The organism is Actinoplanes sp. KI2 (genome assembly GCF_025630775.1).
Classification (GTDB): Bacteria; Actinomycetota; Actinomycetes; order Mycobacteriales; family Micromonosporaceae; genus Actinoplanes.
The window spans coordinates 52476-74831 of sequence record NZ_JAOSZE010000002.1; the positions used below are offsets into that span (position 1 = coordinate 52476).

The following is a 22356-nucleotide window of genomic DNA, read 5'->3' on the forward strand; positions in this document are numbered from 1 at the left end:
GGTCGGCCGCGTGCGTTCGGGCTGACCGCGGGGCTCGAGCTGGCTGCTCGCGCTGACCGGCCGGGTGCGTGCTCGGCCGGCGGTGAGGGTGTTCAGGCCGGCCGTGAGTGCGCGTGGGGCGTGGGCCCGGATGAGGGCGCGCGGCACCCGCGTCCGCCGCGAGTCGTCGTCGTGCGCGGCGGGCGGGGAGTCGTGGGAGTGGCAGGCTCGGCGTTGAGCTCTGGGGTCACGCGGCTACTGTCGGTAGCGGCGGTGGCTCGGTCGGGGCGGCGCCGATGCCGTCACGAAGGGGCTCGCCGGGTCAGGCCGCGAGGGCGTGCCGGGCGGGGCCCCGGTGGGGCTCGATCATCGTGCCGTCGGGGAGGATCTCACCGGTGTCCTCGAAGACGATCACGCCGTTGCAGAGGAGGCTCCAGCCTTGCTCGGGGAACGTCGCGAGAATCCGCGCCGCTTCCCGGTCGACGGCTTCGGAGCTGGGACAGGGGGTTTGGTGCTGGCACATCGGGGGTCTCCGGTCGGGGGGCTGTGTGTGACGATTCACAACGACGGTGACGGACGTTACCTCAATCCGAACGACTTCGGGCGGAGTGGGTGACGGCGTCCCCTTGACAGAATCCTCGGTTCATATGGTCCACGGAAGTGCGCTCGCCGACCACTACCCGACACCTCCTTCGGGGCGTCCGCCGGGCGCTCCGGCGTCCTGCCAGCGCCGTCACCGTGCGTTAGCTTCGTTCGAATGGTTCAGGTGGGACGGTGGTGACCCCGCCGAGCTTGTCGCCGATTTCCTCGCCGGTAACGGACTGTGCGTGCGCAATATCGGCCGAACGGACGACCAAGTCCGCCCGACCAGCGCCGGCAACCTGTGTGGCGCCGCACTGTACGTATCCGCCGCAGCCGGTTCCGTAATGGCCGGCGGCCCGGTGGCCGCCCCCTCTCCGGTTCCGGCGATTCCGGACGTCTACGCCGTCATCTACGAACATTCATGGCCCGATGGTGACGGCACCCCGCAACGGCCGAGCCGGCCGCGGCCCGGTTCCCGGTGGCCCGACGGTGAGGGGTCCGCGAGTGCGGGGCCCGTGGGCGGGTGGTCCGCGGGCGTGGGATCCGTGGGCGGGTGGTCTGTGGGTGAGTGGTCTGTCGGTGGGTGGACACCCAGCTGGACGCGCGTGGAGCACGCGGCGGCGGTCGAGGCGGTGCGGGCGGCGATCGGGCGGGGCGACGTCTACCAGGTGAACGTCGTAGGGCACGCCAAGGCGCCGTATACCGGAGATCCGATGCCGGCCCTGCACCGGGTCGCGGCGCTGCCCGGAGCCCGCTACGGCGGCGTTCTGGAGGGCAAGGGGTGGGCGCTGGCGACCGCCTCCCCGGAGACGCTGGTGGAGGTGCGGGACGGCCGGGTCATCACCCGACCGATCAAGGGGACCCGGGCGGCCACCGCGCAGGGACGCCGGGAACTGCTCGCCTCGGCCAAGGAACGCGCCGAGCACGTGATGATCGTCGACCTGGAGCGCAACGATCTGTCCCGGCTGCCCGGGGTAGGCCCGGTGACGGTGGACGAGCTGTTCGCCGTCCGCCGGTGGGTGGACCTGTGGCAGGCCGAGTCGGTGGTCTCCGCGCCGATCGAGACCGAGATCGACCTGGCCGACCTGCTGCGGGCGGTCTGCCCCGGCGGCTCGGTCACCGGCGCGCCCAAACTCGCCGCCCTGGCCGAGATCGCCCGCCTCGAGCCGGTCGGCCGGGGCGTGAGCATGGGCGCCGTCGGCTGGGTCGGCCCCGACCACCTCGACCTGGGTCTGAGCATCCGCACGGTTGCCGTGGACGGCACCCACGTGCACACCTGGGCCGGCGGCGGCATCACCTGGGACAGCGACCCCACCGCCGAGGTCGACGAGGCAGCCGCAAAAGCCGCCCCGATCCGAACGGCCCTGGCGGGCGCCTGAGACCGCGACCCGGTCAAGGCGGTCCGGGCCGGGCGCCGACACGGGGCCGGGCGCCGACGCGGGGCCGGGCCGGCGGGCGGCCGGAGCGGCCCTCAGGCGGCGGTTGGGGCGACCGTGTATGTCAGGTAGGCAAACTCGCCGCGGCGCTCGAGGGTGGACAGGGATAGGCGCGACGACGGGAGGCGGCGGGGGAGCAGCGGCGCGCCCGCCCCGAGCGTCACCGGGGCCACGCCGAGGATCAGCTCGTCGAGCAGGCCGGCGTCGGCGAAGTCGGCGGCCAGGGCGCCACCGCCGACGATCCACAGATTTTTCCCGGCGGCGGCCGTGGTCATCGCGGCGTGGACCGGGCCGACGTCGCCCTGGACGAACTGCACCGCGGCGCCAGGGATGACGGGCAGATCGCGGTGGGTGAAGACCCAGGCGGGGACGTCGCCGTACCAGGCCTTCCACTTCTCGGGGTGGTCCAGGAGACCCTCGTGGTCGAGCACCCACTGGTAGGTCGTGGCGCCCATGGCGAACGCGCCGACCCCGGCGAAGAAGGCGGCGAAGGGGTTCGACTCGTCGTCGGCGGCGGCCTCGAAGAGCCAGTCGAGCGAGTTGTGCTCGTCGGCGATGAAGCCGTCGATGGTGGTGGCGGTGTAGTACTGCGTCTTGGGCACGGCACTCACCCTGCCACCGGGGTACGACAAGAAATCACACTTTTCGAGGGTCGCTGTCACCGAACGGCACGCCCGGCCCGTCTTTTGCGTAAGAGGGCGCGGGAGAGGTTTGTGACGGAAGATCTGCGGGCGTTGCTGCGGGCCGATCTGAGCTGCGAGCGGCCGCCGCCGCTGGGCGATCTGGTCGGTGCCGCGATCCGCGACGGGCGGCGAATCCGTCGAAAGCAGCGTATCCGGCGTATCGGGGCAGGTCTGGTGGCGATCGCCGCGGCGGCGGCCGCCTTCGTTCTCGTCGGTGACGGCGGGGTCGCGAACCGTCGGTATCCGCCGGCCGGCGCCGTCGATGTGATCTCTCCCCAATCCGTGCCACCCGCCCTGCCGGTTCCCCCGAACACAGCCGAAGCGCGTACGTTGACCATCCGCAGCGGCACGACACGTGCCGACGGCTCGCGGGAGAAAGCGACATCAGCGGCGATGCTTCATCTTCTGACTCAACTGCTCCCTCCGGGGCGGACCAGCCACCCCGGGGTGGCCGCCGAGGACGATCTCCAGGTGCAGCTCTACCTCGACGACGGCTCGGGCCCGGGCATCGTACGCGTGGGCGTCGGGAGGAACGGCCCGATCGGTGACAATTCGCCCCACGGGGCGACGGTCAGGGTGACAATCAGCCACGTGCCGGACAACTGCCTGCAGGGCACCGTCGTGGACGCCGCCTGGCCCGACGGCACCCTCGTCCAGGTGGACGTCGGCTCCTGCCTCGACCCGGCCGGCCCGCCGACGATGCCCGCGCTCACCGAGGAGCAGGCGGTCCGCGTCGCCGCCGACCCGCGGTGGGGCGTGACCATGGACACCGCCCTGGTCGAGGACGGCGCCAAGCAGTTTCCGATCCTGCCGGTGCTCGGCTGACATGACCGACGACGACGAGTTCGCGGAGTTCGCGAACGCGCACGCCGAGCGCCTGCGCACCACCGCGTTCATGCTGTGCCACGACTGGCACCTCGCCCAGGACCTCACCCAGACCGCGCTCACCAAGCTGTTCCTGAGCTGGCGGCGGGCGACCCAGGCCGACAACCTTCTCGCGTACGCGCAAAAGATCCTGCTCCGCGCCTACCTGGACCACCGTCGTCGCCGGTCGTCGACGGAGTCGACGCCGGGGGTGCTGCACGAGCCCGCCTACCGGGAGAACCCGGAGCTGCGGCTGACCATGCTGGACGCCCTCGCCGGCCTGCCGGCGCGGGACCGGGCGATCGTGATCCTGCGGTACTTCGAGGACTACAGCGTCGAGCAGGTCGCCGACGTGCTCGAGATCCCGGTCAGCGTGGTGAAGAGCCAGACCCGCCGCTCGCTCGGCAAGCTGCGCGAGCTGCTGGCGGCGGAGCAGCTCGCCTTGTTCGCCTGAATTGAGCCTTCAGTCCGGTTATGGGCGGCGGTGGGGTGGTTGGACGGGGTAACGAGCCGCTAGCCTTTAGGTCATGACAGTTCGGCCTATTCGGATCTTCGGCGACCCGGTGCTGCGCACCGAGGCCGACCCGGTCACCGCGTTCGACGCGGAGCTGCGGCAGCTGGTCGCCGACCTGGAGGACACCGTCCGGGTGCCGGGGCGGGCCGGGGTCGCCGCGCCGCAGATCGGGGTGAGTCTGCGGGTGTTCTCGTACAACGTGGACGGCCAGGTCGGCCACCTGGTGAACCCGGTGCTCGCCGGCTTCGAGGGCGAGCAGACCGACGACGAGGGATGCCTGTCGCTGCCGGGTCTCGGCTTTCCGACCACCCGGGCGATGTCGGTCACGGCGCGCGGCTTCGACCAGTACGGCGAGCCGCTGGTGATCGCGGGGACCGGGTTCCTGGCCCGGGCGCTGCAGCACGAGACCGACCACCTGGCCGGGACGCTCTACATCGACACGCTCAAGGGCGACGCGCGCCGGCAGGCACTGCGTGAGCTGCGCCGGGTGAGTCCGTCGCCGCAGCGTCGCTGACCACACCGAGCTGATCCTCGAGGACCCGGGCGCCGAGGGCGGTCAGCTTGACCGCCCGGCCGGTGCCGATCCGCACGATCCAGCCGGCGTCGAACGCGTGCCGGCACAGGGCCGCCCCGACCTGCCCGGCCAGGTGCGAGCGCCGCTCGGTCCAGTCCAGGCACTCCCGGATCACCGGGCGCTTGCCGGATCTGTCGAGGACGATGCCGAGCGAGGTCAGCCAGGAGCTGCCGCGCGGGGTCACCACCAGGCCGTGTGACCGGCTGACATAGCCGTTGGCGGCCAGGCCGTCGGCGAGCGCCACCCCGACGAACCCCGCTATATGGTCATAACAGGTGCGGGCGTACGCAAGGTTCTTCCGGCGGTGGACGGCCGACATGGACACCACCGGTTCCGGCCGGCCGGGCGGTCCGGCCACGGCCACCGTCTCGATCAGCGCGGCCGTCTCGGCGGAGGCCAGTTGCAGGTAGCGGTGCCGGCCCTGCTTGCGCTGGATCAGCAGGCCACCGGCGACGAGGCGGTCGGCGTGCTCGCTGGCCGTCGACACGGCGACGCCGGCGTGCCTGGCCAGCTCCCCGACGGTCCACGCCCGGCCGTCGAGCAGGGCCAGGCAGAACGCGGCCCGGGTGCGGTCGGCGAGCAGGGCCGCCCACCCGGCCAGGGACTCGGCATTGTCGTCCATGCCCCGATCATGTCCCGCCGACGGTTCGGCGCCCACCGAAGTCCGCCGGCGGACCGGCCGAGCGGGTGTGCCGGCGGACCGGCGGCGTTGCAGAATCGGAGCGATCAAAGCATCGGAGGAGGTCGATCATGCATCGCATCACCCGTCGCTTCGCCGTGGTGGCGGCCGTCGTGCTCCTGACCCTGGGCACCGCGGTCGGGGCATCCGCCGCCACCGTCCTGCACTTCGGCTATCACCAGGTCCGCGCCGGCCTGCCCACCGGCATCAAGCACTTCAAGCTCACCAGCACCGACATCCGGGCCGGCAAACCCATCCCCGCGCGGTTCTGGGGTTGCGCGGACGCCGGCGTCTCGCCGCAGCTCAGCTGGTCGGGGGCGCCGGCCGGCACGCAGAGCTTCGCCATCCAGGTGTTCGACCGGGACGCGCCCACCGGCAGCGGTTTCTGGCACTGGGTCGCCTGGGACCTGCCCGCCGGCACGACGTCGCTGGCCACCGGGGCGCTGCCGCCGGCGCCGGCGGTCAGCGGCACGAACGACGGCGAGACGTCCGGATACACCGGGCCGTGCCCGCCGGCGGGGGACGTCACGCACCACTACACGTTCACGGTGGTCGCGCTATCGGTGCCGAGCCTGGGGCTGCCGGCCAGCACGCACGGCGCGGTCGCGGGCTTCGTGATCGGGCACAACGCGCTGGGCTCCGCCTCGTTCGAGGCCACGGCCAGGCAGTAGGTGCGCCGTCACCTGCCGTCGAGAAGGTCGGCGGCAGGTGACGGGCGGACCCTCAGACGATCACGAAGACCGGCGGGTCGTGGCGCAGGAACTCGTGGTGGGAGATGTCCCAGCCGTACGCGCCGGCCCGGGCGAAGACGAGGATGTCGCCGGCTCGCAGGCGGGTCACGTGCCGGCCGCGGGTGAGGACGTCGCGGGGCGTGCAGAGTTCACCCACGGCGTCGACCTCGGTGTCGGTCACCTCCGGCCGGGGGTACGGGTGCGGCCAGTCGTCGACCGGGACGATCGTGAAGGGGTGGCTGTAACCCCAGGCCGCGGGGAGCCGGAAGTGGTGGGTGCCGCCGCGCAGCACGGCGAAGGTGCGGCCGTGGGTGGTCTTCAGATCCAGCACCGTGGCGGCGTAGGCGCCGGCGTCGGCGGCCAGGTACCGGCCCGGCTCGAAGATCAGGTCGAGGCCGGCCGGCACCACCACACTCGACAAATCCGATAAATCCATTTCGGCGCGGCTCTGGTAGTCGATGCCGAAACCGCCCCCGACGTTGACGACGCGCAGGTCGACGCCGTTGCTGCCGGCCGCCCGCAGAGACCAGTCGAGCGCGTCCCGGACGAAGGCCGCATGCGCCGTACCGTCCAGGTTGTTGGAAACGGCATGCAGGTGGAAGCCGACCACCTCGACGCCCGGGACCCGCAACGCCTCGCCGAGCCGGCTCTCGTCGATACCGAACGGGGTCGGCGCGCCGGTCATCGTGTGGCTGCCGCGCAGCCCGCCGCCGGGACGGTTGACCCGCAGGCACACCTGCGGCGGGCGGGGCGCGATCGCGGCGAGCCGGCGCAGCTCGTGCTCGCTCTCCACGTTGATCAGGGCGCCCGCCGCGACCGCCGCGCGCAGTTCCGCGTCGGTCTTGGCCGGGCCGCCGAAGACGATCCGCCGGGCCCCGGCCGTCACCGCGAGGGCCAGTTCGCCGCCGGAGGCCACCTCGAGACCGTCGCACACCCCGGCGAGGGCCTCGACCACGGCGGGATGGCCGTTCGCCTTCACCGCGTACAGCAAAGTGGCCTTGGGCGGCAATGCTCGCCGGACCATCGCGGCCCGCGCGCGCAGCGCCGCGGTGTCGTAGACGTAGGCGCAGGCCGGCGCGGGCAGCGCGCGGAGCAGATCAGCGTGCATGCAGCGGGTTCCGAACCGGGATGTACACGTCGCCCTCGCCGGCGATCCGCATCCGGACCAGGGCCTTGTGCGGCACCATCGGCGCGGTGAACGCGGCGTGGTCGTCGCCGGCGCAGCACTCGTCGAGCACCTCGCGGACGATCCGCCACGCCCGGTCCTCGTCGATGTCCAGCCGCAGGATGATCTCGCCGAGGTGCGCCTGGAACAGCGTGTACCCGATCTTCGCCCGGAAGATCTCCAGGTCGTCGGTGCCGACCACCGAGCCCGGCCACAGCGTGATGTCGTGCCCGGCCGCGCGCAGCCGGGGCAGGTGCAGCCGCAAGCCGGCGAAGTCGCGCAGCGCCACCCGGTGCGGCCATCCGCCGACGAAGGTGGGCAGGCAGTTCTGCAGGTGCGCCTCGAGCGCGACGCCCTGGGCGGTGAGTCGCAGCAAGGGCGGGAGAAGCATTTCCGCGTACGCCCGCAGCCAGGCGCCCGGATCGCCGGTGACCAGGTCGCCGAGCAGGAACGGCAGCGCCCCGCCGGGGATGACCCGTTCGCCCGGCCGCAGCCGCCGGCCCAGCCCGTCGCGCCGGATCGCCGACAGGTCCCGCCCGGAGCCGACCGGGACGGCCGCGCCCGCGGTCTCGGCCATCAGCATGACCCGGTCGTCGGTCACCAGACGGTGCAGCAACCGGGAGACGGCCGGGCCGTTGCGGGTGCTGGCGACGCTGATGCTGCGCCGGGTCGAGGTGACCTGGATGTCCAGCGAGACCTTGAAGTACTCGCCGAGGCTCGGCACCCAGAGCGTGCGCAGCGCGGCGGTCGGCACCGCCTCGAGCTCGTCGTCGAGGATCGTGATGGTGCCGTCGCGCAGCAGCTCGCGGTAGCGGGTCGGCAGCACCGTGTCCCGCTGCCACGGGTGGACCGGATGCACGCCGCCGGGGAACATGCGGTCGCCGATGCGCAGGTCACCCTCGACCGCCACGAAACCGAGCCGGGTCGTCGGCGTTTCGAGGTCGTACGCGAGCACGTCGCTGGTGTCCCAGCCGAGCCGGGTGCGCCCGCACGGGTGCAGGTTGTGCCCGGCGACGGCGAGCCGTTCGAGGCCGATCGCCTGCCAGTCCGGGTCGTCGCCGACCGGCGCCGGCGGGCGGGCCATCGCGATCGCCAGGTTGACCACGGCGTTGCGCAGCTCGGCCGCGAACCCCGGCGCGTCGATCCCGGCCAGCAGCTCGACCGGGTCGGCCACGCCCGCGGCCGGGTACTCGACCCGGTTGAAGCCGTGCCGCGGTCCCGGCCCCATGTCGCGGATGCCCTCGCGGGTCAGCGCCCCGCGCAGCCGGCGGCCGACCGTGTCCGCGGCCTCCGGCAGCGCCGCGAGGAAGCCGTCGATCAGCTCCGGGGCGTGCACGGCGAGGGCCGCCTCGATGTGGGCGAGGCGTTCCGGCGAGAGGCTTCTCGTCATGCGTGTACCGCCAGGGGGTTGTCCAGACCGGCCCAGATGTCGTCGAGCGGGTCGGCCGCGAGCCGCATCGCGGTGGTCGCCTTGACCGGCAGCGGCTCGCGCAGCAGGTGCGGCACGTCCGCGGTGCCGGTCTCGGTCAGCGCCGCCGCGACGATGCCCCACAGCCGGTGCGGGTCGGCGCCGCGCCGGGTCAGCGCCGCGACGAGCTCGGCGGCGACGGTGCCGAGGGCGGCGGCGGCGAGCTTGGTGCGCAGCACGGCGGGGTCGTCGCTGGGCAGGTCACCGCGCAACGGCGGCGCCTCGAACCCGTGCCCGGCCAGCCGTCGCGCGCTGACCCGCACGCCGCCGAGGTCCCGGTACAGGATCCGGACCGGCCGGCCGTCGCGCAGCACGACCAGGGTGTTCTGCCCGTGCGCCTCCAGCGCGATGCCGCGGTCGAGCACTCTCGCGAGGGGCGCGAACAGCAGGCGGCCGAGCAGACCCATCATCTCGTACGGGTCGGGCACCGTCCCCAGCAGCGCCGGGTGCGCCCCGAACAGGGCGATCGGCACGACGACCTCGCCGGGTGCGAGCCAGGGCGCCTCCCGGACGAGGAAGGCGAGGTGCCGCTGCGGCAGGCCGTCGATCAGCACCACCCCGGCGGCGGTCTCCGCGAGCACGTCGATCGGCAGGTCGTGCAGGACGAGCCGGAGCAGCCGGGACAGGTTCGGCCCGTTCTCCACCGCGGCCGGCGAGACGGTGCGCACGGCCGAGGTCATCTGCACGTCCACGGCGGTCTTGACGTGCGGGCCGCCGCCGGCCGTGGCGACCGTGCGCAGCGACATCAGCGGCCGGACCGGGCCGGTCTCGCCGGCGTCGGCCAGCCACGGGTAGGCGTCCCGGATCCGCTCGGCCTGCCACGGGTGGGCCAGCAGGACCGGCTCGGCGGTGCCGTGCCACCGGTCCGCCGGGACGCGCAGGCGGCGCAGCCGGATCGTGGGGGAGTGCTCGGGCGCGTAGGCGAGCACATCGGCGACGCTCATCCCGCCCCGGGTGCGGCAGCACGGGTGCAGCGGATGACCGTCGACGATGGACTGCTCGGCCCGGGCGAGGCCGTCCGGGTCCGGTGCTTTCAGCAGGGCGGCTGGGTCGTGCCGGGTGGCCGCCGCTCGGGCCAGCGCCAGGTTGGCGACGCTGTTGTCGATCTCGGCGGCCAGGTCGCTGCCCGGCCAGAGCACCCGCACGAGCGTACCCGGATCGGTGATGAACGCCCCCGGCGACAGCTCGTGCACCCAGGCGTCACTGTCCAGCCAGGCCGGTTGTCGGCCCTCGTCCGGCTCGTCGCCCGGCGCGGTGTCGGCCCGGACGGTCACCTCCAGGCCCGCCCCGGCCGGCGCGAACGGTGCGGCCGCCGCCCGCGGGTACCGCACCGTCACCCCGGGGAACGACACCTCCCCGGCGCGGCGCCGGCCCAGCCCCGGCAACGGCTCCCGGTCCAGCGCCCCGAGCAGCCGCCCGAGCACCGCGGCCCGCGCCCCGGCGAGCTCGGCGTCGTACGGCTCGACCAGGTCGGGCCGCAGAACCGCGAGATCCTCGCGGGTCTGCGTGGGATCGGCGGTGTGCCGGATGGGCGGTGATTCGGACGTCGGTCGCGGCACGCCGCCCATTGTGCGCTCCTTTTCCCCCGGTTCCTGCCCCGCTCGCCCCCGCACGTGAGCGACGACGCAGTAACCAAGCAAACATCCAAGGATGCTCTACGGGGTGTGCGCCGCGTCGCCGACGGGCGCCCACCTGAGGCCAAAAAGGAATCAACGACCCTGACCCCTCCGGCGGCATCGGCAATACGGCTGGCCCTTCAGGAGAAAACCGCCGGCCCGGGGGCGCAGGCGAGCGCGATGAGCTGGTCCGCGGTGAGAGGCGGATCCTTGCGGGTGGGCTGGAGGTCGTCGGCGTTGATTGCCTCGCCGGGGGCGGTGACCGGCGGCACCGCGTTCGAGGCGCTCGCCGTGATCATCGTGTTTCCGCGGTAGGCGTGCACCTCGACCTGGTGGTAGCCCGATGCCGCGGTCGTGTCGAGGACGATGACGGTCTCGCCGTGCGGCCCTTGGCGCACGGCGCAGCCTCCGGCACAGTTCGCGGTGGCCTCGGCGGTGCTCTCGTACGCCGGGGTGGCACCGAATCCGATCTCGCCGACGCCCCGGTCGTCGGCGACGGTGGCGCCGGCGGTGATGAACGGCGGTGTGGTGTCGGCGGGGTGGGAGGGGTCGAAGACCCGTGCCGGATACGCCTGGAGGGGCGCGATGTCGTCCGGCGTCGTCGGGGACCGGTGGTAGGTGACATCGGGCAGCAGCGGTGGCACCGCCGTGGCCAGGTAGCAGCTGATCCGGGCGGCGGCGTGGTCGGCCGGTTCCGCCGGGATCCGGATCGGGTAGCCGTTCTTCTCGCTGGTGACGGTGGTGGGCTTGACCAGAGGGCTGGTCGGCCTGGCGCTCGCCGTCCGGCAGTAGGGCGCCGGGTCCAGGGTCGACCAGGACGGCCCGGCCACCGCGTCCGGGGCCGGTGCCCGCTCGGGCCCGCGGTGCGGCAGGCCGAGCGAAACACCGATGGCGGCCACGGCGGTCACGGCCGCGGCGGCGCCGGCCACGACGAGCCGGCGGTGGCGCCGCACGCGGCGGCCGCCGGCCAGGACCTCGTCGAAGGTGAAGGAGAGCGGCGGTTCGGTGCTGGTGTAGGCGACGAGGGCGTCGTGGATCTGGGTGTCGGTGGGGTCGGGCACGGTCTCACTGCTCCTTCGGCTGGGCGGAGCGGCTCATCGCGGCGCGTAACGCGGCGATGCCCCGGGCGGACTGGCTCTTGACGGTGCCTTCGGCCAGGTGCAGCACCTCGGCGACGTCAGCGATCGACAGGTCTTCCAGATGCCGCAGGACTAGGACGGCGCGCTGCTGCGCGGGCAGCCGCCGCAGCGCCTGGCTCAGGTCCTCATGGGTGTCGGCCTGCGGGGCCGGTGTGTCCGGCAGCTCGGCGAGGACCGTCTCGCGCCGGTGCTTGCGCAGGTGGCTCAGGTACGTGTTGACCAGGATCCGGCGTACGTAGGCGTCGACCGACCCGTCCCGCACGCGCCGCCATCGTGGGTACAGCTTGATGAAGGTCGTCTGCACCAGGTCGTCGGCGGTGTGCCAGTCCCCGCACAGGGCGTAGGCGACACGGCGCACGGAGCTCACCTGCCCGGCGAAGTACGCCGCAAAGTCAGCGTCCGGGTCGGTCACTGTCGGCACCTCATTTCTCTCGGCGAAGTGTCAACTCATGCCGGGGGCGAAAAGGTTCAAGCCTTCTCCCTGTTTTCTTCGGTGGCGGTCTCGTACCACGGTCCGATGCGCTCCCGGCCGGGCCGGGCCAAGATGCCGTCATGGCGTTGACAACGGGGTTCACGGAACTGTTCGGCATCCGGCATCCGATCGTGCTCGCCCCGATGGGCGGGTCGGCCGGCGGCGCTCTGACCGCGGCCGTCTCCACCGGGGGAGGGCTGGGGCTGCTGGGCTCCGGCGACGGCGAGCGACAGTGGCTGCGTCGCGAGCTGGCGATCCTGACGGCGGGCACCGAGCGTCCGTGGGGCGCCGGCTTCCTGACGTGGGCGGTCGAGCCGGGCGCCGTCGACCACGTGCTCGAGCGCGGCGCGCGGGCGGTGATGTTCTCGTTCGGCGATCCGAGCCGCCTGGTGGGGCCGGTGCGGCAGGCGGGCGCGGCGCTGATCATCCAGGTGACCGGTCTCGACGAGGCTCGACGTGCGGTCGATCTCGGCGCCGATGTCATCGTGGCCCAGGGCACCGAGGCCGGCGGTCACGGTGCGCGCCACGGCCGGTCCACGGTGTCGTTCGTGCCGCTGGTGGTGGATCTGGCCGCGCCGACTCCGGTGCTGGCCGCGGGCGGCATAGCCGACGGCCGGGGCGTGGCGGCGGCCCTGGCGCTGGGTGCGGCGGGCGCGTTGCTGGGCAGCCGGTTCCAGGCCACGGCCGAGTCGCTGGCCGATCCCGCGGCCACGACGGCGATCGTGGCGGGCAGCGGCGCGCAGACCGAGCGCCACCGCATCCTCGACATCGTGCGCGGCTCCCGCTGGCCCGCTCAGTACACGGCTCGCACCCTGCCCCACCCGCATCTGGACCGGTGGCGTGGCCGGGAGGCCGAGCTGGCCGCCAGCACCCGGGCACGCGCCGACTACAACGCCGACGTGGCTCGCGGCGCGATCCCGCCGCTGCCGGTCTGGGCCGGCGAGGCGATCGACCTCATCACCGATCTGCCGCCCGCAGCAGACCTGGTGGCGTCCCTGGCAGCCCAGGCGGAGGTCGCCCTGGCCCGAGCCGGACGCCGGTGAGTCACGCTCCTCCACCAGCATCCTAGGACGGCTTACAGACGGTGCGCCAGCTCACCGGCGCACCACAAAGTCAAAGGCCAAACCAAAAAGGAATCAACGACATCCCCGCCCGGCTTGGGCTCGCCACCGACCGGGCGGCTCGTCCGGTCTTCGGCTACCGCTCGCGGCAGCCGGTCAGCCTCGCCGACGAGCTTCGTAGGCGCCGATCACCCGGGGCGTGGGATCCGCGCTTTCCGGCGTCCGCAAACGGTCGGCAACAAGAAGCCGGGCAGGGAGAACCGGGCGGCATGCTCGCGCTCGGACAGCAGGAACGTTGGGCCGCGCGTCGACTCGGATCTGCCGCAGCCGCGTCCGCACGTCAGTCACACCCCGGGGCCCGTCCGTAGTTTCCAGACCAAAAACAACGCTAAGAACTGAGGGTTGATCAAGCTCTGTCCCGCGCCCTAGCGTGCCGTCCGTTTGGTGACGGTCGATGCTCAGGCGGTGAGTTCGTGGCGACTCAGGACGTGTTCTCGGCGGAGGAACTGGCGAGGCTTCGGGGCTTCCCGGAGATCAACCGGGCCGAGCTGATCCGGTACTTCACGCTGACCGGTGCGGACGAGGCGTTCGTGCGCCAGTTCCGTACCGGCCGCAACCTGCCGGGCGTGGCGGTCCAGCTGTGCACGCTGCCGTGGCTCGGGTTCGTACCGGACGAGGTCGCGGCGGCGCCGGCCGCGGCGGTGGGCCGATTGTCGCAGCGGCTCGGGATCGCGATGGGTGAGCTGCGCGGGTACGGCGAGCGGGAGCAGACCCGTACGGATCATCTGCGTGAGGTGGCCGGCTACGCCGGCTGGCGGTCGATGGACACCGCCGAGTGGAAGGACCTCGACGAGTTCCTGTTCGCCCGGGCCATGGAGCACGACTCGCCGAAGCTGCTGTTCCGGCTGGCCTGCGAGTACCTGCTGTCGGCGCGGGTGATCCGGCCCGGGGTGATCCTGCTGCTGCGGCGGGTGGCCGCGGCCCGGGCCCGCGCTCGGACGGAGACCTGGACTCGGGTGAAGCACCTGCTCACCGACCGGCGGTGCGCCGAGCTGGACCTGCTTCTGGTCCCGGACGCCTACCTGGGCCGGACCCCGTTGGCCTGGCTGGGCGTGGGCCCGACATCGTCGAGCCCGGCCGCGGTGAAGGCGGAGCTGGAGAAGCTGGCCTACCTGCGCCGCCTTGATGCGCACACCCTGGACCTGTCGATGCTGCCGGCCGAGCGCCGCCGGTTCCTGGCCGGGGTCGGGCGCCGGTTGACCGGGCAGGCGCTGCAACGCCGGGAGCCGGAGCGCCGGTATCCGATCCTGCTCACGCTGCTGGCGCAGTCGGCGGTCGATGTGCTCGACGAGACGCTGCTGCTGTTCGACCAGGCGATCAGCGGCCGGGAGTCCGCGGCGAAGCAGAAGGTCGCCGAGGCTCTCGCGGAGCGGGCCAAGGGCGGGGAGAACCGGCAGGCGCTGCTGGACGAGATCCTGACCATCGTGCTCGACACGGCGATTGGCGACGAGCGGATCGGCGGCCTGCTGCGCACCAGCATCGGCATGGACCGGATGCGGGCGGCGTGGGCCGAGCGCGGCGAGCGGCTGCCCCGCGATCACGGCCAGCTCAGCATGCTCGACGCCTCCATGTCGTACCTGCGCCAGTTCGCCCCGGCCGTGCTGGCCGCCGTCCGGTTCGCCGGAGGGCCGGGCACCGAGCAGCTGCTGCAGGCCGTCGGGATCCTGGCCGGGCTGTACGCCACCGGCGCCAGGAAGGTGCCGGCCGGCGCCCCGGTCGCTTTCGTGCCGACGAAGTGGGCCGGCTATCTCGCCGCCGCGGCGGAGGCCGGTGACGTCACCGCGTACCGCCGGTACTGGGAGCTGGCGGTGCTGGTCGGCCTGCGCGACGGGCTGCGCTCCGGCGACGTCTTCGTGCCCGGCTCGCGCCGGTATGCCGATCCGGCGTCGTTCCTGCTCACCCCGCAGGGGTGGGCGCCGCGGAAGGTGGAGTTCTGCCACCTGGTCGGCAAGCCGGGCGACGCCGTCGATGCGCTCGCGCAGGCCGACGACGAGTTGCACACCGCGCTGGCCGACCTGGAGAGCCAGCTCGCGAAGGGCAACCCGGGCGAGGTCCGGCTCACCGACGATGGCGAGCTGATCATCCCGCCGTTGACCGCCGAGGACGTGCCGGCCGAGGCCGACGCGCTGCGTACTGAGTTGGCCGGGATGCTGCCGCGGGTGCCGATCGCGTCGGTGCTGGTGGAGGTCGACGCCCGGACCGGGTTCACCGACCACCTGGTGCACGCCGGCGGGAAGGTCGCCCGGCCGGCCGAGCTCAAGCGCAACCTGCTGTACGTGATCATCGCGGAGGCCACGAACATGGGCCTGTCCGCGATGGCCGAGTCCTGCGGCGTGCCGTACGACGTGCTCGCCTGGACCGCCGAGTGGTACTTCCGCCCGGAGACCCTGGAGGCGGCGAACGCGGCGATCGTGAACTACCACCACCGACTCCCGCTGACCCAGGCATTCGGCTCGGGCACCCTGTCGAGCTCCGACGGGCAGCGGTTCCCAGTCAAGGGCAAATCCATCACCGCCCGGCACCTGTCCCGGTACTTCGCCCGTGGCCAGGGCGTCTCCACCTACACCCACGTCTCCGACCAGCACTCGACGTTCGACACGAAGGTCATCGTCGCGACCGCGCCCGAGTCGCACTACGTGCTCGACGGGCTCCTGGGCAACGAGACCGACCTGCCGGTCTTCGAGCACGCCACCGACACCCACGGCGCGACCCTGGCCAACTTCGCGCTGTTCGACCTGGTCGGCAAGCAGCTGTCCCCGCGGATCCGGGACCTCGGGAAGATCACCCTGTACCGGACCGGGCCGAACGCCGACTTCCTCGCCCGCTACCCGCGGGCCGGCGGCCTGCTGACCCGGCGCCTGAACACCGACCTGATCACGAGCACCTGGGACGACCTGCTGCGCGTCGCCGCCTCGGTGCAGGGCGGCCATGCGACCGCGGCCCTGGTGGTCGGGAAGCTGTGCTCCTCCAAACGGCAGCAGAACGCGCTGACCAGCGCGATCAAGGAGTACGGGGCGCTGCGCCGCACGGTCTACGCCGCCCGATACCTGGCCGACGAGACCTACCGGCGGCGCATCGCCCGGCAGCTGAACAAGGGCGAGAACCTGCACGCCCTGCGCCGCTCCCTCGCGTACGCCGGCGAGGGCGCGCTGCGGCGCCGGCACCACGAGCAGCAGTCCGAGCAGATGTGGTGCCTGACCCTGGCCACCAACGCGATCGTCTGCTGGTCGACGGAGTACCACGGCCTCGGCGTGGCCGCCCTGCGCCGGGCCGGCCGCGACGTCGACGATGAGGTCCTGGCGCACATCTGGCCGACCCACCACGAGAACGTGCACTTCTACGGCACGCACTCGGTCGACATCGACGGCGAGCTCGCCCAGCTCGACACCGACGGCTACCGGCCGCTGCGCGTCACCGGCTCGGTCACGGCCGGATAAATGACGGGCAGCCGCCGGCGCTCTGCAAGAACACCGACGCTGCCCGCCGTACGAAGGTGGTGCCCGGTCTTAACCGAGTGCGACGATTTCCGGCGCAACCCGAAAGCCGATCGCTCGGCCGGTTACCTGGTCATACGCCGGCACGAACGGGTCGACCGCGTCGCTGGGGATCTCGCCGCTGGCCCGCATCTCGGCAACGATCCGGTTGATCGGCCGGGTGAAGCCCTTCAGGACTCGGTCCGCCGGATAGTTCCCGAGCTCGTACACCTTGTCCCGGGTCACGTATCCGCCCGACGCAAGGGCGGCGGCGAAACTCTGGGCCACCACGTTCGCGCCAGCTGCGGTGAGCCGGCTGAGCAGCAGGGTCCGGCTGGCGCCGGTCCAACCGCCGTGGGCGGCCTGCTCGTCGGCCGCCGCAGCGGCGGCCCGCTTGTTCTGCACCGCGGTGTGGGCGGCCAGCAACTCGGCGCGCTCCGACTCGGTCCAGCCGGTTACGTCGAAGACGATCTGCTCCTTGAAGGAAGCCATGGCAAACTCCTACTCGCTGTGGCCCGAGGTGCAGGTTTCCAGGCTGGGTACCTCGGGTCCGGTTTATCTTTCCGACTGTAACTCTACAGTCGGAAACTGGAGCTCGCCGGCGTGGACCCCCGGTCCCGGCCGGTTGGTCACCAGTCCAGTGGACCCTCGCGCTGGTGGTTCAGTAGCCGTGTTCGCCGGCGTCGGCCGCCCGGGCGCAGGTGGTCGAGCAGATCTTGATCTCCCGAGGGATCGTCGTACCGATCTGCAAAATGCGGCGACGTCGGCGCCGACCACGCGCCCGCAGATCTCGCAGGTGATCTCCTCGCCCGCGGGCCCGCACATCGGGATGCCGTACGGGACCGGCTCCAGGACGACCTCGCCGAGCGTCTGGCCGAGCTGGTGCAAGTGGTGCGAGGCGCGGAACAGGGTGTGCTCGCGCGGCTGCGGGGCGGCACCGCGATCGGCGGTGACCAGCACGCTGCGGTGCAGGTCGGCCTTGATCGTCACGGTCAGGGTGTGCGCTCGGTTTCTAGGAAGTCCGGCGGGGTGAGCTCCACGACGCCGGCATACGCGCGGGCGGTGTCGGCCACGTCCTGCACGAGCGAGTCGTGGTCGAGCAGCCGCTCGCTGGCCTGCTGCAGGTTCAGCCCGTCGGCGACCACGGTTAGCGCCTTGTCGGTGACGAGCGCGGCATCGGCGGCGACCTCCGGTTACCGGACACTACGTCAGCGATCCGCAACACCACCCGCGGCTCCACCCGTGTCACCACCCGCAACGGTATCCACCATTTACTGATGGCGAAGGCCTGCCCCAACAACCGGCGTGCCCTCGCGGTACTTGCCGTTCTGGCCAGGTTGACCAGCGCATATGCCTGCCGGTCCGGGTCGGCGATGGCTCGGGCGATCCGTACGGCCCGGTCGTGATCGCCGGCGGCGGCCACCGCAGCGGCCACCGCGGCCAATGCCTGCTCCTGTCCGTCTGGGTCGGTGATGGACCGGGCGATCTGCTCAGCGTTGACGGTCAACTGCTTAGCCCGGTCGTAATCGCCGGTGGCGGCCACCGCGGCGGCCACCGCGGCCAGCGCCAGCGCCTGCGTGTACGGGTCGGTGATGGCCCGGGCGATCTGTTCAGCGTTGACGGTCAACTGCTCGGCCCGGTCGTAATCGCCGGTGGCGGCCACTGCGGCGGACAGCGTGGCCAACGCCTTTGCCTGACAGTATGGGTCGGTGATGGCCCCGGTGATCTGCTCGGCCCGGTCGTGAGCGCCGGTGGTGGCCAGCGCGGCGGACAGCGCGGCCAGCGCCTCTGCCCGCCATCGCGGGTCGGGAATGGCGTGGGCGAGGGCTTCGGCGCGGGCGGGTTGTCCGAGCTGTGCCCAGACGGCGGGCAGATCGGTGGGCATGGCGGTGTTGCGGTCGGCCAGGTTGTTGCGGTGTATCGAGAGCAGGGCCATGGCTTCGAGGTCGGGTTCGGCTTGGGCCAGGACGAGGTCTTGGCAGGTGGTGATCTCGGTGATGGCGGCGGCGTCGCCGCCGGACAGGTCGAGCATCCGGTCATGGCGGTCCGGGTCGGTGACCAACTCGACCAGCCGGGAGACCTCGCCCGTGGTGGCCAGCATGCGGGGGTAGCCGCGGAGCAGGTATTCCGGGGTGTCGGCCGGCCAGGGAGGGCCGCCGTCGGTGGGGGTGCGGTAGGTGTCGGCCCAGGCGTGCAAGCGGGTGCGGTATTCGGCCAGCCGGGTTCGATCGAGGTAGCTGGTGGCGGCCTGTTGCAGTTCCTCGTGGCCGAGCAGGTACACCTCGGGCCCGGTGGCCGGATCCCACTGCGCGGTGCGGCGGGTGAAGGTCCGCCCGGCTACGGTGTGCAGCACGTTCTCGATTTCGACCAGATCGGCGCTGGTGAGCTCCCGCAGATCGGGCCCGGACAGGCCACCACGAGCCGCGGTCAGCAGCCCGAGCAGGTCCTGCTCGATCGGGCTTCCGTTCACCAGGCGTTTGATCTCGGCCCTGCCGAGGTGCTGCAGATCCTGCGCGTACGCCGACGCGGACAGCCGGCGCACGATGCCCGGATCGCGCAGCGGATGCCAGTGCGGCACGTCGTCCGGGATCGGCGGGTTCGGCCGCCCGGCCACGATCACCCGCATCCCGGCCGGCGGTTCCGCCGGGAGCAGCCCGGCGATGCTGTGCGCGTGGTCGCCGCTGGCCGTGCTGCGGTCCTCGTCCAAGCCGTCGACCAGCAACACCAGCCGCACCTGCCGCTGTCGGCAGGCTTCGGCCGCCTGGGCGAGCAGGTCCAGCAGCCACGCCTCCCGCAACCCCTCGTCCGGTGTGCTCGGCGCCGGTTGCCCAGTCAACGCGGTCAGCTGCTCGGTCACCGCCGCGACGAATGCCGCCCGCGTGTCCTGACCGGCTAGGCGGGCGGTGATGAAGAACGCCACCACCTGCACCTGCGCCCGGACCTCATCCGGCGGATGCAGCACGAACGTCGACAACAACGCCGACTTACCCGCCCACGGCCCCGCCTGCCACCACACATACGGGCCCCGCTGCTCCTGTAGGCAGAACCCGGCCAACTCGGCCAACTCCAGGCCCCGGTCCTGCAACCGGGGCGGGGCGATCCGGCGGACCTGCGCCAGATACGCCGACCGCGGTGTCACCAGCGGCCCCGTCCCGTACAGGAACACGTTCACAAGCTGGGCCATGCCGATCCCGACCCCGCCCTGCTCACCATGCCCGAGCACCCCCGACCCCGGCACGGCATGCCACCCCGGCGCCTTCGCAGAAGCACCGTCGTCGCCGGGTCCGGTCAGTGGCCGGGCCGACCCGGCCGGTGAGGGTCCGGCTCCTCCCGGCGCCGGTTGCCGATATTGACTGTGCCGGCCTGCCCGATCGCGGTCGCATCGTCTTGCGCGGTCGCGGTTACCCCGCCGGTGAACACCGTCGACCCCGGCGCGGCCAGCACCTGCGTACCCGCCGCCCGCTCGGCCTGGCGGATCTGCTCCAACAGCGCGGTCACCGTTTGCGCGAACGTCTCATCCCGACGCGCGGCCGCCGCCACCGCCAACTCGACCTGTTGCCGGGTCAACTCACTGACCTGCCCCGACTCGCTTGCCGCTTCCTCGGCCAGATCGTCCTGAACCGGTCGACCCAGCTTGGCCAGCACCACCTCGTGCAACCGGTCCGCGCCCGCGTCGATCGCCGCATCGACCGTCTCATCCACCCGGCCGCCAGCCCGGCGTGCCTTGCGTACCGCCCACGCGATCACCATCCCAGCGACCACCGACGCCTCCACCACCGGCACCCAGCACCTCCCAGAACAATCCGTCACACTGTGGACCAGACCCGCACCCACCGTAGCGAGCCGCCAACCACCTGCCGTCCCCTGAACAGACGACCGAGTCCACACACCTCAGTGCAGAGGACGTGAGACATCCCGTGCCCACGACTGCGGGAAACGCCAGTTCTAGCCTCTGAGTGTGGCTGCTGACAACGGGGTGACCGCACTGCTGACAACGAGGCGGCCGTTGAGCGCTGACAACGGCGCGGCCGTTCTTAAACAGCACCGTTCCACGCTTGTGACATAGAATCCCGTATTCTGTGTCACATAGCCGCCGGGCGACCCTGTCTGGCCTGCGGTCCGCCGCCGCAGCCGCGGCGGCGACTCGGCCATATTCTCTGTCACATCGCCGCGAGGAGCCCGTTCGAGTGTCCGTGATCCCGCTGCCGACCGCCGGACGCCCCGTGCCGCTCGTCGTCGCCGTCGACGCCTTCCTCGAGCGCTTCCGCGACGACCCCGGCACCCGCACCACCTACACCGAGACCCTGCGCCGGCTGCGCGGGACCGCCGGCGACCAGCTGCCGGTCGCCGCACTCACTCCCGAGCTCTACGCGCAGACCATGGCGCGCTGGGACGAGCGGGCCGCCAACACCTGGAACAAGCACCTGTCCGCGCTCACCTCGTTCACCGCCTACTGCGCTCGGCAGGAGTGGCTGACCGTCGACCCCGGCCGGCGCCTGGAACGGCGCAAGGCCACCCGCCGCCGCGACAAAGCGATCCCGCGGGCCCGCCTCGAACGGCTGTTCACCGACGACCGCAACCCGCTGCGCGAGCGGGTGCTCTGGCGGATGCTCTACGAAACGTGCGCCCGGGCCGAGGAGATCCTCGGCCTCGACGTGCCCGACCTCGACATGGAGTTCCGCCGCGCCCTCGTCACCGAGAAAGGCGGCGACCGCGCGTACGTGCACTGGGAAACCCCGACCGCCCGCCTCCTACCTCGGCTGCTGGCCGGGCGCCGCGACGGGCCAGTGTTCCTCGCCGACCGACGCGCCCCCGCCGCCGGACGGCGGGCGCCGGCGACCGGAGACATCTGCCCCGAGACCGGGCGGGGCCGGCTGTCCTACCCGCGCGCCGAATACCTGTTCAAGCAGGCGTCCAAGCTGCACGACCCCCACGGCGCCGGATTCACCCTCCACCAGCTGCGCCACAGCGGACTGACCCACCTCGCCGCCCGCGGCCGCAGCGCCGCCGAACTCCAGGCCAAATCCCGCCACCGGCACCTGGCCACCCTCGGCATCTACGTCCAACTCGGCGAAGAGACCTCCGCCCGCATCACCGCCGAGAACGACGAGCACCACCGACGGCACCGGCGCTGACCCTCCATCCCACGTAGCGGGATCGCGAAATCGGCGACCGGCGCCCGGCAACCCGGCCGCTCTGCGGCAGCCGCCCCCAGATGGCGCCCTAGATCAACTGCTTACCGTTGTTTTTGGTCTGAAAACTACGGGCGGCCCCCGGGCGAGGATCCTTCAGGGCAGGCGGCCGGTGAGGCAGGGGTCGCCGGGGTCGATCGTGGCGAGAATGCGTCGGCCGATCTCGCCGAGTTGGCGCTGCTGGGCCTTGGTGAGGGCGTCGAAGATCAGCCGTTGGACCTCGGCGACGTGTCCCGGGGCGGTGGCCACGACCGTGTCCCAGCCGGAGTCGGTCAGGATCGCGAGGGTGTAGCGTCCGTCGGCCGGGTCGGGGGTGCGCTCGACCCAGCCGCGTTTCTCCAGCCGGGAGACGACCTGGGAGAGCCGCGGCAGTGACCCTTCGACGAAGCCGGCCAGCACGCTCATCCGCAGGGTGCGCTCCGGTGCCATCGACAGCCCGGCGAGCACCTGGTACTCGAAGTGGCTGAGCCCTGCATCACGCTGCAGTTGGGCGTCCAGCGCCGCGGGCAGCCGCATCATCAATGCGGCCAGCGCCAGCCAGGTGCGGCTCTGGTCCTCGTCCAGCCACCGTGGTTCCTGAGCATCTGCCATGGGTCGAGCATAACTTCACAGCTGAAGTGATCCCACCGCGGAATGACTTGCACATTGAAGTAATCGCGGGCTACGGT

General features: G+C 72.3%; 21 protein-coding genes. 8 read left to right on the forward strand and 13 right to left on the reverse strand.

Annotation, left to right across the window (positions count from 1 at the left end; genetic code table 11):
- Positions 1–301: 301 nt before the first annotated feature.
- Positions 302–502 carry a DUF5999 family protein gene (locus tag ODJ79_RS01900; RefSeq protein ID WP_263021522.1) on the reverse strand — a complete coding sequence of 67 codons (201 nt, stop codon included), beginning with the start codon at positions 500–502 and terminating at the stop codon, positions 302–304.
- A gap of 124 nt (positions 503–626) precedes the next feature.
- Between ODJ79_RS01900 and ODJ79_RS01905 the strand changes: the two genes are divergently transcribed.
- Positions 627–1940 carry a chorismate-binding protein gene (locus ODJ79_RS01905; protein ID WP_411267248.1) on the forward strand — a complete coding sequence of 438 codons (1314 nt, stop codon included), beginning with the start codon at positions 627–629 and terminating at the stop codon, positions 1938–1940.
- Between the two features lie 92 nt (positions 1941–2032).
- Here ODJ79_RS01905 and ODJ79_RS01910 read toward each other — a convergent pair whose 3' ends face one another.
- On the reverse strand, positions 2033–2599 hold the full coding sequence (locus ODJ79_RS01910; RefSeq protein ID WP_263021523.1) for a dihydrofolate reductase family protein: 567 nt from the start codon (positions 2597–2599) through the stop codon (positions 2033–2035).
- Between the two features lie 111 nt (positions 2600–2710).
- Between ODJ79_RS01910 and ODJ79_RS01915 the strand changes: the two genes are divergently transcribed.
- From ODJ79_RS01915 to ODJ79_RS01925, 3 genes are all read left to right on the forward strand, one after another.
- Entirely contained in the window at positions 2711–3505 is a 795-nt protein-coding gene (locus ODJ79_RS01915; protein ID WP_263021524.1) for a hypothetical protein, read from the forward strand.
- Between the two features lies 1 nt (position 3506).
- Entirely contained in the window at positions 3507–3998 is a 492-nt protein-coding gene (locus tag ODJ79_RS01920) for a SigE family RNA polymerase sigma factor (RefSeq protein ID WP_263021525.1), read from the forward strand.
- A 73-nt stretch (positions 3999–4071) separates the two neighbouring features.
- Complete coding sequence (locus ODJ79_RS01925) at positions 4072–4572, forward strand: peptide deformylase (protein ID WP_263021526.1); 501 nt, start codon at positions 4072–4074, stop codon at positions 4570–4572.
- Here the strand turns inward: ODJ79_RS01925 and ODJ79_RS01930 are convergent.
- Positions 4502–5254, reverse strand: coding sequence for an ArsR/SmtB family transcription factor (locus ODJ79_RS01930; protein WP_263021527.1), 753 nt, complete (start codon positions 5252–5254; stop codon positions 4502–4504). The genes ODJ79_RS01925 and ODJ79_RS01930 overlap by 71 nt on opposite strands.
- A gap of 128 nt (positions 5255–5382) precedes the next feature.
- On the opposite strand from ODJ79_RS01930, the gene ODJ79_RS01935 reads away from it, so the two are divergent.
- On the forward strand, positions 5383–5982 hold the full coding sequence (locus ODJ79_RS01935; protein ID WP_263021528.1) for a YbhB/YbcL family Raf kinase inhibitor-like protein: 600 nt from the start codon (positions 5383–5385) through the stop codon (positions 5980–5982).
- A gap of 52 nt (positions 5983–6034) precedes the next feature.
- Here the strand turns inward: ODJ79_RS01935 and ODJ79_RS01940 are convergent, their stop codons facing one another.
- From ODJ79_RS01940 to ODJ79_RS01960, 5 genes are all read right to left on the reverse strand, one after another.
- Entirely contained in the window at positions 6035–7150 is a 1116-nt protein-coding gene (locus ODJ79_RS01940; RefSeq protein WP_263021529.1) for an alanine racemase, read from the reverse strand.
- Complete coding sequence (locus ODJ79_RS01945; protein ID WP_263021530.1) at positions 7140–8597, reverse strand: IucA/IucC family protein; 1458 nt, start codon at positions 8595–8597, stop codon at positions 7140–7142. Before ODJ79_RS01945 ends, ODJ79_RS01940 begins: the two co-directional genes overlap by 11 nt.
- A complete protein-coding gene (locus ODJ79_RS01950; RefSeq protein WP_263021531.1) occupies positions 8594–10234 on the reverse strand; it encodes an IucA/IucC family siderophore biosynthesis protein in 1641 nt (546 codons plus the stop codon). Before ODJ79_RS01950 ends, ODJ79_RS01945 begins: the two co-directional genes overlap by 4 nt.
- A 197-nt stretch (positions 10235–10431) precedes the next feature.
- Positions 10432–11352, reverse strand: coding sequence for a hypothetical protein (locus ODJ79_RS01955; protein WP_263021532.1), 921 nt, complete (start codon positions 11350–11352; stop codon positions 10432–10434).
- A 4-nt stretch (positions 11353–11356) separates the two neighbouring features.
- Positions 11357–11842, reverse strand: a complete 486-nt coding sequence (locus ODJ79_RS01960; protein ID WP_263021533.1) for a SigE family RNA polymerase sigma factor — start codon at positions 11840–11842, stop codon at positions 11357–11359.
- A gap of 140 nt (positions 11843–11982) precedes the next feature.
- On the opposite strand from ODJ79_RS01960, the gene ODJ79_RS01965 reads away from it, so the two are divergent.
- Together ODJ79_RS01965 and ODJ79_RS01970 are read left to right on the forward strand one after the other, a co-directional pair.
- Entirely contained in the window at positions 11983–12945 is a 963-nt protein-coding gene (locus tag ODJ79_RS01965) for an NAD(P)H-dependent flavin oxidoreductase (RefSeq protein ID WP_263021534.1), read from the forward strand.
- A 491-nt stretch (positions 12946–13436) separates the two neighbouring features.
- Positions 13437–16460, forward strand: a complete 3024-nt coding sequence (locus ODJ79_RS01970) for a Tn3 family transposase (protein WP_263021535.1) — start codon at positions 13437–13439, stop codon at positions 16458–16460.
- 69 nt (positions 16461–16529) lie between these two features.
- Here the strand turns inward: ODJ79_RS01970 and ODJ79_RS01975 are convergent, their stop codons facing one another.
- From ODJ79_RS01975 to ODJ79_RS01990, 4 genes are all read right to left on the reverse strand, one after another.
- Positions 16530–16988, reverse strand: a complete 459-nt coding sequence (locus ODJ79_RS01975) for a hypothetical protein (RefSeq protein WP_263021536.1) — start codon at positions 16986–16988, stop codon at positions 16530–16532.
- A gap of 500 nt (positions 16989–17488) precedes the next feature.
- Positions 17489–17641, reverse strand: coding sequence for a hypothetical protein (locus ODJ79_RS01980; protein ID WP_263021537.1), 153 nt, complete (start codon positions 17639–17641; stop codon positions 17489–17491).
- A gap of 2 nt (positions 17642–17643) precedes the next feature.
- A complete protein-coding gene (locus tag ODJ79_RS01985) occupies positions 17644–19734 on the reverse strand; it encodes a hypothetical protein (RefSeq protein WP_263021538.1) in 2091 nt (696 codons plus the stop codon).
- A gap of 50 nt (positions 19735–19784) precedes the next feature.
- A complete protein-coding gene (locus ODJ79_RS01990) occupies positions 19785–20279 on the reverse strand; it encodes a chromosome partitioning protein (RefSeq protein WP_263021539.1) in 495 nt (164 codons plus the stop codon).
- Positions 20280–20683: 404 nt separating this feature from the next.
- Between ODJ79_RS01990 and ODJ79_RS01995 the strand changes: the two genes are divergently transcribed.
- Positions 20684–21631, forward strand: a complete 948-nt coding sequence (locus ODJ79_RS01995; RefSeq protein ID WP_263021540.1) for a tyrosine-type recombinase/integrase — start codon at positions 20684–20686, stop codon at positions 21629–21631.
- Between the two features lie 153 nt (positions 21632–21784).
- Here ODJ79_RS01995 and ODJ79_RS02000 read toward each other — a convergent pair whose 3' ends face one another.
- Positions 21785–22279, reverse strand: coding sequence for a MarR family winged helix-turn-helix transcriptional regulator (locus ODJ79_RS02000; RefSeq protein ID WP_263021541.1), 495 nt, complete (start codon positions 22277–22279; stop codon positions 21785–21787).
- Between the last annotated feature and the right edge of the window lie 77 nt (positions 22280–22356).